The 12,630-nt window shown below is 69.0% G+C and carries 5 protein-coding genes; all 5 read right to left on the reverse strand.

What is annotated here, in order from left to right:
- Positions 1–151: 151 nt before the first annotated feature.
- Positions 152–1,561 carry a phage tail sheath C-terminal domain-containing protein gene (locus VD972_RS33225; RefSeq protein WP_324992813.1) on the reverse strand — a complete coding sequence of 470 codons (1,410 nt, stop codon included), beginning with the start codon at positions 1,559–1,561 and terminating at the stop codon, positions 152–154.
- Between the two features lie 95 nt (positions 1,562–1,656).
- Positions 1,657–2,475, reverse strand: a complete 819-nt coding sequence (locus tag VD972_RS33230) for a hypothetical protein (RefSeq protein ID WP_324992814.1) — start codon at positions 2,473–2,475, stop codon at positions 1,657–1,659.
- Positions 2,475–6,206 carry a hypothetical protein gene (locus VD972_RS33235; protein ID WP_324992815.1) on the reverse strand — a complete coding sequence of 1,244 codons (3,732 nt, stop codon included), beginning with the start codon at positions 6,204–6,206 and terminating at the stop codon, positions 2,475–2,477. Before VD972_RS33235 ends, VD972_RS33230 begins: the two co-directional genes overlap by 1 nt.
- 37 nt (positions 6,207–6,243) lie before the next feature.
- Positions 6,244–9,084, reverse strand: coding sequence for a zinc dependent phospholipase C family protein (locus tag VD972_RS33240; protein WP_324992816.1), 2,841 nt, complete (start codon positions 9,082–9,084; stop codon positions 6,244–6,246).
- Positions 9,085–9,088: 4 nt separating this feature from the next.
- The coding region (locus VD972_RS33245) for a hypothetical protein (protein WP_324992817.1) at positions 9,089–12,630 on the reverse strand (3,542 nt) is incomplete at its 5' end.

Consider the following 12,630-nt stretch of genomic DNA (forward strand, 5'->3'; position numbering starts at 1 on the left):
CGAATACTGCTCGCTGATCGCCTTCGCCTTGTCCCCCTCGGGGCCGGCGTCCACCGCCACCGAGATCGTTCCGTCCGAACCGCGAAATACCGTGCCTGCCATGGAGTTGCTCCGTTCTGGCGAAAAAACGTCGTGATCGACTTCGGTTCCGTCACTCGAGGTTCATGATCACCTTCACGAAATCGATCGAGAAGGTCGGCTGGAGGGTCATGGTGACCAGGGCGATGCCGTTGATCTCCTGCTGGCGAGTGGCGGAGACCTGCAGGGTGTACGCGGTCAGCATCTCGTCCAGCACCATCCCGGAGAGGAACCCGTCGAGCGTGGCCTGGAGCGCGGCGCGCACCCGTGCGTTGTTCAGCTTGCCGATGTACGGATTCGATCCGACGCGCACGCCTGCCTTCGCGTAGTCCACGATGCGGCGCACCGAGATCTGCTTGAAGGCGCCCGTGTCGGTGGTGATCCCCTTCAGGACGCGGATGCCGAGATCCTTCTTGAGGGCCAGGATGCGGTTGCCCAGCAGGACCTTCTGCTCGGCACGGGTGTACTCCTTGGACACCTCGGCGACGGGCACGTCCTTGTTGGTGAGGCTGACGTGCGGCGCCAGCGAGGCCAGCCTTCCCGCGATCAGCGCCGCCGTATAGGAGGCAGGCAGGGTGACCGCGCGGCTATCGGCCGCGTCATCAGCGACGATGCCCGGGGCCGTCACGAGGATGCGTGCGTTGCTGACGGGCGAGCCGATGGTCTGAGGATCATCCGAGGCCGCGCCGAGCACGGCGAGGCGCTCCTTGCCATCGTTCTCGGTGGCCTCCAGATGGGCCTGGATGGGCGCGAGGTTCGCCGTGGTAGCGCCCGCCACCACCACGATGTTCACCGGCTGGTTGGCCAGCTTGCCGAGTCCCGTGGTGATCTGGATGTTGGTGAAGGCGGCCCCATTGCTCGTCGCGTTGGTGATGGTGGCCTTGTCCGGAACCATGGCCACCTCGGCGGGTACGGGCGCATTGGCGCTCACCAACGCACTGCCCGCGTTGACAGCCGTGGCGAGCGCGCCAGCGGTGGCGGCCACGAACTCCTCCTTGAAGCGGCCGTACTTGAGCTGCAGGGTGGCAACCCCGCCGCTCTTGACGCACGTCACCTGGATGTCGTTGGCCCAGGTACCCGGCGTCCTGGCCGTCAGCTTGAACAACTCGTTGTCCACGGCGCTGTCCACGAACGTGATGCTCCACGTGGTGCTGGGGGGTGTACCGACGCCGAAGTCCCCGATGCGCACCGCGAACACGCTCGAGGCGCCGCCCGCGAACAGCTGCTCCAGGGCGCGCACCAGGGTGAGCGCGGGAGCGCCCGGGGTGATGGCGGTCCCGCTCGTGTAGGAGTCGTAGGCGCCAAACGTATCCAGCGCCTCGCCGTAGCTGCCCAGGATGCGCACCTCATCCACGGGACCGCGGTTCGCCGTACCGACGATCCCTACGTTCCCGGTGGAGATGCCACCAACACCGATCAATCCCTCCGCCCGGACGTCGATATACGTCCCGGGGAGGATCATCTCACCAATGGTCTCGCTCATCCTGCTCTCCTCCTTGCTACCAGTCCGTCGCGTTCACTCCGTGGATGCTGCTTGGATTCGTGCTCCTGCCTGCGCGGCGCCGCCGCCCGCTCCGGTCACCCGGGCACTCCGATGAGGGAGTCGATCGGGATGCGCTGGATGACGCCGCCGGAGGACTCGGGCCGGTCGACATCGCGCTCGTACTCGAAGGCGAAGCGGGCCGTGCGCCGGCGCCCGGTGCTGGGGGAGGCCTCGGCCAGGCCAATGGGACCGAAGCTCCTGAGATCCATGCGAACCAACCGCGAAACCGCCTGGCGTGCGCCGGGTCCGAGCAGCGCGTCCACCACCGCGTCGGACAGGGTGCGCACCTCGCTGGCGTTCGTGGCCAGGAGGTCCAGGCGCAGCACCCCGTTCAAGCGCTCCACCCGGCGCTCCCACTGCCCCAGGAAGTAGCTCACCTGGACGAGCTGTCCAGTGGGCAGCGGGCTGCCAAAGTGGAGCTGGCCAATGGCCGGGTCCACCGCAACGTCGTCGCCAGAGGGAGGCTCGGGCACCACCAGGCGGGGAGAGCCCCCCACGGTGACGGTGATGTCTCCGCTGCTCAGCGCGCCCTCGGTGCCGTCGGCCCGCACCAGGCCACCATGCGGCAAGGTGAGGCGGGTGCGATCCGGGCTGAGCAGGGAGAAGGAGTCGTCCTCGGGCAGGTACGGGTCATCCAGGTCGATGCTCGCGGTCCAGGCCAGTGCACCGGTCACCACCGCGCTGCTGTCACCCAGACCTACGCGTGGGCGCTGCGCCTCCTCCAACGAGAGGATGACCGCGGGTAGCGCGGCGGGGAGCGACTGCTCCTCCACCCCGACGGTGGTGAGCGGCGGCGTGAGCGAGAGCCCCGAGACGTAGGAGGCCACCGCGGAGAGGAAGGCGGACTCAACCATCAGACCGTCTCCTCGTAGCGAAGGGCGCGCAGCGCGGCCCTGGAGCCGCCCGAGCCGCGGTTGAACAGGTTCCAGAATGCGTCCGCGTCGGCGAACAAGGAGATGTTCGGCGCGGGGTCGATCTCGGTGTTGTCGTCAGGGTCGAGGACGCGAACGGACGCTGCCAGCAGGATCGCCTGCCCGTGCGCCGGCCGGGTGGAGGGATCCGGAGCAGTCAGGTCGAACCGCGCCAGGCGCCATTGCTCGGCCGGGATGCGAGCGAGCACCGCCGGGTTGGCGGGGGTGGCCACCTCTACCCAGGGGCCTGAGGAGACGCTCTCCTGGAAGCTCCAGGTCAGGCGCACCTCGACCTTGATGTCCGCGTCGTGAGGGTTGTGCACCCGCACGAAGATGGCGTTGTCGTTGCCCTCCTTGACGCGATCGCCACGGCGAGGGTCGTTCAGGTTGCTCAGGGGGCCGGCCTGATCCTCCAGCTGCGCAGGGGTGAAGGCGTCGCCCGCGGCCTTGCGCATCACCAGGATGTCCGGACTGCGTGCGCCCCATGCCACCGAGCCGCGGCGCCCCAGGTCATCCACCCCGTCCCGAATGTACGCTGACTCGCGCCGCACCCGCGTCACCAGGAGCCCGACACGCCGCTCGGCTTGCACCAGCTCGAGGGCAGGGCCCGCAGGCAGCGCGGCCAGCGGATCGGCTCCAGCCCCCGGGTCGAAGCACACCGCCAGCAGCGCCACGTTCTCCTTCACCTTGAGCGGCATCACCCAGTCGAACGCGGCCACCTTGGGGTGGCCCGGCAGCACCGGGCCTACGGACAGGATGCCGGCCAGCTTCCAGTCCGAGGCGGGCAGGGGCGGGTTGGGGAAGTTGATGGCCGCGGTGATGGCGGGCACGGTGCCCGCCCCTCCTCCCGCGTTCGCCCAGTACAGGTGGACCTTCGCCCCCAGGGAGGGCGCGTGCCCGCGGTTGTGCACCTGCACGTAGACGCGGTTCTTGTCGCCGGACAGAGGCAGCTCGTGCATGAACTCTTCATCCAGCTCGGAGCCGTCCGGCGCGTGCCCGTAGCGCTCGGAGAGGAGGAACCGCTTGCGGCGGTCCACCAGCTCGGGCGCGTTCACTTTGATGTCGATCGACCGGGTGCCATCGAGGTGGGCGATGCGGGCCGGGTCCGCCAAGCGCGGATCGGTGGTGAGGGTGTTCGCCGCCTCGTACCGGCGCCCGTCGTCGAGCGCGTGGTTGCGGATGTTGAGCAGGATGGGCTTCACCTGGAACGGCTCTGGGGTGTGGACCGCGCCAGCGTTGCCGGCGCCGTCGACGTCGCGGATGTTCGTCTCCCAGCAGCCGCGCGAGAAGGTGGCCGCCCGCAGCGTCTGCGTCGCGGCCACCACCTCGAGATCGTTGATCATCACCGCGCCCATGGTGCCGTTCATGGCGCGCCAGTTCGGGTTGGCCGGCACGGGAGGCGTGGCGACGGCGGCGCTGAACTGCGGCAGGGCGCGTGTGACGAAGCAGCCCACCAGCGTCCCGGCATGCAGGATCCGCTCGTTGGAGGGGTGAAAGGCGAGCGCGAAGACTGGCCCCGGAGGGAGCTGGCCCACGCCGCTGATGTTGATCCAGGTGCTGCCGCCGTCGTGCGAAAGCATCACCTGCTGGGCGCCCGCGCTCTGCGCACTGACTGCCACCACCTTCGGCTGCCCGGGGAGGAGCGCAAAGGAGTCAATGCGCGCGATCGTGGGGGGGACTGCGGGAGGCGCGCCTGGGCTGTTGAACGGCGTGGTGTGCACCCAGGTGCCGCCGCCATCCGGACTGGCGAAGATGTCGCCTGTCTCGGTCCCCAGGAAGATGCTGGGGTCCCCGGGTGAACCGAAGGTCAGCGCGGTCGTCTCGGGCGTCCCAGTGCCCGACGCGAAGGCGGTGTACGTGCCGGTGGTGAGCTTCGTCCAGCCCGCGCCGCCGTTGGTGGAGAGGAAGGCCGCCCCGGCGCGCCCGGCGAGCAGCCGCTCAGGGGTGGTGTCATCGCCGAAGAGCAGTCCGCGGAAGAGCGCGGTGTGACCGCCGAAGCCAGCCGATACATCCTCCTGGAGCACGCGCATCACGTTGTCATCGGCGTTGGGCGAGGTGGGCGGCACCTCGCGCAGCGGTGTCAGGACGCGGTCTGCTCCCACCGTGGCGCGATTGAACCCTTCCTGTGTCGAGGTGAAGAACTTGCGCGGATCGGTCGGGTGCGTGACGAAGCACCCTCCATCCCCCCCACCCATGCGGAACCAGGTGGGGCCGCCGTAGCTGACGAAGGTACCGTTGTCCTGCATGCCTCCGCCGTAGATGGAGGGGTACTTCGGATGGGTGGTGATGTCGACGAACTGGGCGCCGAGCAGGCCGTAGCTCCTCTTGCGCCAGACAGTGCCGCGGTCCTCGGTGAACGAGACGCCGCCATCATTCCCCACCCAGATGCGCTGGGCGTTGACGTCTCCCTGCTCGCGGTTGTCGAAGATGATCGCGTGCGTGTCTCCGTGCTGAGCACGGAGGTGGTGGATCATGTAGTTCGGCCAGTGGATCAGCTGGGTCCAGGTGGCGCCGCCATCATGGGTGCGGTGCAGATCGACATGGCCGGCGATCACGGTGTCGGGCAGCCGCGGGTGGACCGCCAGCTCCATGCTGTACCAGGACTGGCCATTCTTGGTGGTGGAGGGTTGCTCGATGCGCTCGGCCTGGCCGCGCGAGTTCCGGACGAAGGCGAAGTCCACCCCCCCATTGGCGGACCGGAGGAGTGGCAGCGGGTATAGCTTCCCCTTCTCGTCTCCGGTCACCGCCTCCCCGACGAGCGCGTAGGCGACGTTCCGATCGGACGGCGCAAAGGACAGGCGGATACGGTCGAGGGCGTACGTCTCCGAGCGCCCCGGGATGGAAGGGGGGACGCCGTTGGAGACTGTCCAGGTGGTGGTACCGGAGGCCCGGCTGAACACGCCTCTCAGGACGCGCTCACCGTAGACCGCCGCCAGGAGCCACACTTCGTTGGTAGGCGCCGAGTCGATCAGCGCCACGTCCGACACCTTCTTGCTGTGGAAGGCGGCAGGCGCGTTGTAGGTGAGGGCCTCCTCGTGGAACGAGGTCAGAGGGCCTTCCAGACGCCACAGGCCGTTGCTGCTGGCCACCCAGGCCCTGTGCTTCTCCCGGGGGTCGACGACGATGCGGGTGTAGCGGAAGGCATGAGGAGCGGCGGGCGGTGGCATCGTCCACTGGTTGCCGGTGGCGATGGACACGAAGGTTGCGCCACGGTCGACGGACTTGAAGAGCCCGATGCCAGGCACGCCGCCGGTATTGACATCCCCAGTGCCCACGTAGATGACCTGGTTGTCGGTGGGCGCGATGGCGATGGCGCTCACCGGAGTGCTGGAGAAGGTGCGATCCGCGACGGGTGCCCACGTGGCCCCCTGGTCCTCGGTGCGCCACAGGCCGCCCATGGCCGCCCCGGCGTAGATCACGTCCGGGTTGGTGGGATCCTGCGCCAGGCAGCGGACGGCGCCGGCCACGTTGCGAGGCCCCAGCGGCGTCCACCCGTCTCCGCCGTCGTCAGAGGCGGCGTGGAGAGCAAACTGGATCGCGTCCCACCACGAGCTCAGGAGGCCCTGGCCGTCGGCGCGAACCTCGGCGCCGAAGCGGCGCAGGAAGTCGGCGGCGCGGGCCGCCTGGGTGCCAATCTCCGGAACCGGCTCGATCTGATCCTCTTCGTCAGCCATCTCCCTCACCTCCTCTCGCGTCTTCAGGAACGTCCACTCAGGCCACGATCACCGGATCGGGCAGGTCCAGCAGGAAGGCCAGTGCCCGGCTGAGCTCGCGGCTCGCGGGGCCGTTCACGGGCGCAACCGGATCAATCACGCTGCTCCTCTGCGCCGCGCGGGCCAGCCACTCGCGCAGCACTGGCACCCATCCCATGTCATTGGCGGTGTCCTCGCCCGGCGCGCCTGCGCTCCAGTCGGTATCGCGTGGGTGAGGCAGCGCCGAGTCGTACTCGCCAGGCGCCGACTTCTCCGAGTGCGCTCCACCCGTCAGGATCATGCGCCACTCGTTGAGGCGCCTGCGGTCGAGGTTCCAGTTGCGGAACACCTGGTACACCTTGGGGACCTTGGGGTTGATGGGATCGCCACCGCCCGCGGGGTGCTTTCCCTCCAGGTCCCGCACGCGGCGCTCGGTGTCTTTCATCAGGTGGGGTGTGAGGCCCAGGCACAGCAAGGCGCCCAGGTCGGCCGCGTAGTCCATCAACGTCTCACCACCCACCGGGCCGCCAGGACCGCCCGGATTGCTGACGTAGGTGTAGCCCTGCGAGGCCTCTTCGCGGCTGCCCATGCGCAGGTACGGCTCGAACGAGTCGATGGCAGGGTTGAAGGCAGCGTTGATCGTCAGCTCGGTGTCGCTGGTGATCGCGGTGACCGTGCGCGTCTGCCCCTCCACCTGGATGAGGTCACCTGCCTCGAAGAACCAGCCGAACGCGGTGTCCTCCCCGGTGACGGTCAGGCCGTCGCCTGACTTCACCTCTCCGGGCCCCGAGACACCCTCCTCCTCCGGGTTGGCGCTCGCCACCGGGCCCTGCTTGCCGTAGCGGATGGACTGGTAGGGCTTGTCGGCGTGGAACAGGACGTAGTCCACCTCGTCCTCGCTGGTGCTGAGCTTTCGCCAGCCAGCGACCACGGCCGGCACACCGTGCGCGTCAGCGTCTCCCTTGGGCTCGTAGTGCTCGCCGAAGTCGAACTCCTCCGAGAACGTAGCGCCTGGCAAGAGCACGGGCTCGCGATCGCCGTCGTCGGCATACACCAGCGCGGCGTGCAGACCGGGAACCTCGGCCTCGAGCTGATGGATGAAATCGCGCGCGGTCATCGGCACCACTGGCCCGAGGACCGTCTTCGTGGGTGGGCCGCTGTCAGCGGTGTTGAACTGGATGCGTGACTGCTCGGAGCGCGCGTAGAGATCGCCAGCGCCCGTCCACCACAGCTTCAACAGCGGACGGCGCTGCGACGGATAGTGGAGGTCGGACAGGGAGGGTTGCGCCACATCAGGCTGGGCCCACAGGGTCGAGTCGTCGAACAGGCGCACCAGGTGCGGCCGATCAGCCGGGAAGGGCTCTGGCGACTCGGGGATGCGGACTTCTCGCAGCTTCAGCGGAAGCAGGAACCACAGCAGGAGGCCAACGACGCTGAGCAGGATGATGGCAACGATGTTCCCCCAGCTCTTCCCTTGTGCAGCCCCCAGGAAGAGCAGCGTCAAGAGCAGCGTCACCACCGAGAACAGGACGGGGATGCTGAAGATGAGGCTGAGCGCGCCCCGCCCCGTACGGCCGGTGGCGAAGTCCACCACGGACATCGTGGAAAAGATAAGCCCTGACAGCGCTACCGGCGCGAAGAGGATCAGCCAGCGCAACCACCACGCGGTGTCCTGACCCAGAGTGGCAAAGAACACGATGCCGAGGGTGAACGCGAGGAAGCCAAGAACGATGCCGGTGATGCTGCGGCCCTCTACGCCGTGGGTGGTGATGGCGTTCATCCAGAGCCCGTAGAAGATGGCAGGGAAGCTGCCAAGGACCGCGGGCAACATCAGCATCTCCATCCACCCACGCTCGGAGACCTCGCCGATCGGCAGCTCCACGAACTGCTTGCCCGCGGGCATCGCGTACAGCAGCGGGAAGATGGACATCAGCGGGACCACCAGCGGGGTGAGGAACCCGAACCAGTCCCAGTAGCCCCAGCTGTACCCCATGGTCATCACGCCGTGGCGGTACATGCGGTAGCCGTCGCGCACGAACGCGGCGTCCAGCGCGGGGGGGTTCTCGGCGGCGAACTTCTCCTTGAACGCCCCGAAGGCATTCGGCGAGTGCGGGTGCTCGGCGGCATACACGCTCTCCAGGGCCGCGACGTAGGCGTCGAAGAAGGCGCTCGGCACCTCATCGAAGGTCGGCCACCAGACCTCCCAGTCCTGCCCTTCGCGGGTGCTCTCACGCAGCAGCACCTGGCGGGCCACCATGGCGTCGATAGAGCCCTCGCCGCCGGCGTGGCTGAACTTCTTCCGGGTGCTGTTGGCGACGTGCCACTCGAGGTCGTTGATGTAAGGGTGCGAGACGACGTCCGCGGCGACGTGGCACAGGTGCCCCAGGGCATAGGCGGCCAGCCTCTGCGCCTCCGCCTCGGTAGCTCGGTTCTCGGTGACGGCGCGGCGCACCTGGCTCCAGAGCTCGAGCACGAAGGTGTGTGTCCTGGCGACCACCCGCTCGCGGTTGGCGTCGGGGTTGCCTTTGTGGATCGTGTCGAAGGCCCATTCCTGGCCGGGCGAGAACAACGCCGAGAAGCCGGGGATGTCCGGCCCCATGGAGCCCATCACCGCGAAGCGCGACACACCCCCGCCGAGCGGGCGCACGTACACCTCGCCAGCCGGGTGTTGGATCGCTGGCTGCGCGCCCGCGTTCTCGGACATCAGCGTGTACGCCTTGTCGGCGAGGAACCGGACGCGGTGCTCGAGGTCGCTGACGGGCGCGCCGGACTCCACCTTGTGCTTGAGCAGCTCGGAGATGAGCCGCAGGCGCTCGCGCGCCAGCAGCATGATGCTTTTGTGGGTCAGGACAGCTGGCATGCGTTTACCCCACCGATCCTGAGATTGAGTCCGAGCCGCCGCCGCTGCCGGGCGCCGGCAGAGCCTGCTGCAGCCGCTCCAGCGCGTCCGTGGTGAGGTCCAACCCCTCGTCCACCTGGCGCGCCAGATCGTCCAACGCGTTGAGCACCGGTCCCAGCAGCTCCTCCAGGTTCAGCGCGCGGAGTGCTCCCATCACTTCGTCATAGATGGTGATGGGCGACGCCAGCAGGGTGTGCCCGTCCAGCAGCGGCACCAGCCGATCCTTGACGGCCTTGATTTCGTCCAGCACCAGGCGCAGGGGCTGCAGCGGATCGAACGCCAGCAGCGTCGCCTTCAGGGTGTCGAACTCCGTGAGCGTCGGGCCCAGCAGCGCCGAGGGCGAGAGTGCCTGGATACCGCCGCGCGCCTCGTCGTACACCGCCTGCAGGCCCTCGCGCAGCGGGGTGATGTCAATCGCGGCGATCGCGGTCTGGAGATCGGTGATGCCCTGCAGCATCGGCGTGAGCAACAGGTCCACGAGCCCGGTGACCCGCCCGCGCGCCGCGGTGAAGATGGGCGTGAAGATGTTCGCCACCCGCTCGGCGTCGAACACCAGGAGCACGGCGCGCACGGCATCCTTGAGGCTGCCGTCGAGGCGCAGGCCCAGCGGGCGCAAGAGCCGCTTGAGGAACTCGCGCACCTCCTGCAGAGGAGAGAACGTCGCGCGCAGCCGCTCGATGGCCTGGTCCACCTCGGACAGGCCAGTGACGCGCAGGGTGGCAGTGCGCGCGGCGGACGTCCCGAGCAGCCCCAGGTAGCGCGCGCGGTTGCTGGCGAGGGCAGCCATCCGACGATCCACCTGGAGCGTGGAGGCAAGGGCCTCCAGCTGGGTGCGCGCCGAGCCGACGGGGAGGGATTCGATGGCGGCGCGCAAGGCCGCAGCGCGCTGGGTCAGACGGATGGCCAGCCCCTGGAGATCCAGCGCCTGGGTGGAGGCGTGGGTGGCCTCCACGGCATCGGCAATGCGCTGCGCTCGGCCCTGCAGCGCTCCTGCGCCTGACTCGCCGGCAATCCACGACAGCACTGCCCCGAACGTCCAGGGATGGATGCGCAGCCCTGCGCCCGCCAGCAGCGAGGACAGCAGCGCCCCCAGCCCGCGCCCGATGTGAAGGTCGGGAGCCTGGTCCAGCAGGCGGTTCGCCTCGGCCAGCGCGTCGGTCAGCACCGGCCGCAAGCGCAGCGGGTCCAGGCGGTCAACCAGCGCCTTCGACTGGTCGGCCAGCGCCTCCAGCGAGGGCCCCCACTGGTCGAGCTTGATCTCGTCCACGACCTTGTTGCGTGCGGCGTCCAGGCGCTCCTCGAGCGGGGTGATCAGCGCTGCGGGGGAGTAGGCATCCACCGCGGCCAGCACCTGGTTGAAGCCGCTCTCGATCGGCGCCAGCGCGGCGTGGACGTCGAGCCCCTGGATGCGGCTCTTCACCTGGTCGATGACGTCCTGCACTTCCTGGAGGTTGAGCTGCGGGAGCACCCGGTCAATCTCCGCGGAGATCCGCTGGAGCTGGATGTTGATCTCGTCAGCAAGCTTGCGCGGATCGGCCTCCTCGACGGCGGCGACGATCTGCTCGTAGCGCTCCTGGATGTCCGCAAGCGCATCCTCCAGCGGCCCGCGCAGGGCAAACTCGCCTTCAGGCGTGATCTGGAACCAACCCTCGACGGTGGTCTTCACCGCCTCCACGTCGATGGCGCGAATGGGGGCGGCGGCGGCATCCACCTCTGACTTGATGTCGTCAGGGAGCATGCCGAAGGGGATGTTGCTGAACACGTCAGCGGCGGTGCCGATCACGTCCACCGCGGTATCGAAGTACGGACTCAGCTGAGCCTGCGACAGCGTGTTGGCGAAGCCGTTGACGTTGTCCGCCACGAGGCCGATCTTCCCGTCCAGGTCCAGCGCGACCACGAACTCCTCGGCGTCCTTCAGGACGTCCAGCACGGCGTCGCGGAAGTTCTTGATCGCCTCCTCGATCTCCAGCAGCGCCGTGCGCACCGCTTGGGCCCCAGAGCCCAGCCCGCCCTGCACGGCCCCCACGGCGCCCCCGAGGAGCTCCATCACCTCGTTCAGGGGCTCGAGCACCTGCCGGATGGCAGCGGCGATGCCTTCAAAGGGGATGGCTGCTACTGCCTGGCGGACCTGCTCCAGCGTGGTGCGCGCGGTGGAGGTGACGCTCGTCATCACGTCGGCGAGCTGTCCGGTTGCGCCAGTGACCGCGCCCAGGCCCTGCTGCAGAGGCCCGGTGATCACCGACAGGTCGAGGGCGGCGATCGCGTCGGCCATCTCCTGCGCCTTGCCCTCGAGCAGGTCCAGGAGCGCGTCCAGCTCGGCGGCCGGCCCCGTCGGCAGCTCCAGCTGCATCACCGGCCGCAGCGCATCCACCAGCCCCTGCACCGCGAGGGTGACGGGCGCGGTGTCCACGCCGCGCAAGAGCCCTTGCGCGGACGCCACCTCGGCCTCCACGCGCGGCAGGTCCATGTGAACCAGGGTGGCCTCGCCGAAGCCCAGCGACTGGGCCAGGAGATCCTCCAGCTCGCCCATGCGGCTGACCGCGGCACGCATCGCCTCCAGGGCGGCGCTCACCTCGGAAGGCTGCAGCACGTCGATGCCCGCGACGAAGGTGGCCAGCGAGGAGGAGCCGGTACCAAAGGCCTCCTCCACCGCCTGCACCGCCCGCCCCACCTTCGCGGGGTCGAGCTGCCGCTGCATCAGCGTGGTCAGCCGCTCGGCCTCGGCGAGCGTGGACTCCAGCGCCATCAGCGCGCCCAGTGAGCGCGCGGTCTGCACCGCCGCGGGCACCAGGTCACCCACCACCCGGGCTCCGGAGAGGTCCAGCCCCGACGCCCCCATCACCGTACGGGCGAGCTCGAACAAGGAGCGCAGCTCGTCCGCGCCCCCCAGCAGGTCAGCGAAGCGCAGCAGCACCTGGGCGAAGCCGCCTTCGCGAGGGCCCTTGAGCTCGTTGGACAGGCGCTCCACCAGCGCGCGCAGCTGTGCGGGCAGGTCCTCCGCGGTGACGCGCTCCACCAGCTGGAGCGCCGTCTCCAGCGGACGCACCACATCGCCGGCTCCAGGAAGCTGCGTCACCAGCGGCCCAAGCTGACTGACGATGTGCCCCACCGCGGCGGTGACGCCGGAGGTGTTCACCTGGCCCGCCTGGCCAGTCGCTTGGCCCAGGCGACCATCCGGCTGCGGAGGCGTAAGCGCCTCGAGCCTGGCGAGCGGCCCCAGGTCGCCCGGTGTGCCATCCAGCGTCCCGGTGAGCGCACCGGACTCGCCGCTGGTATCGAGCTCCCCCGAGAGCTGGGTGAGGTCCGACGACGAGGAGAGCATCGTCAGGCTTCCACCGCCGAGGCCGAGCACCCCGGTCATGGGGTCCAGCAGGCTGCCGGCTTCGGTCAGCCGCTCCGTGAGCGTGTCGGCAGCGGTCTGCACCGGAGCCAGGAGCTCCCCTACCTCGGGGATGTCGGCGGTGATGGCCGGCAGGTCGAGCCCGTCGAGACCGAGCTCGGCCAGCA

This window comes from Hyalangium sp. (assembly GCF_035629615.1).
GTDB lineage: Bacteria > Myxococcota > Myxococcia > Myxococcales > Myxococcaceae > Hyalangium.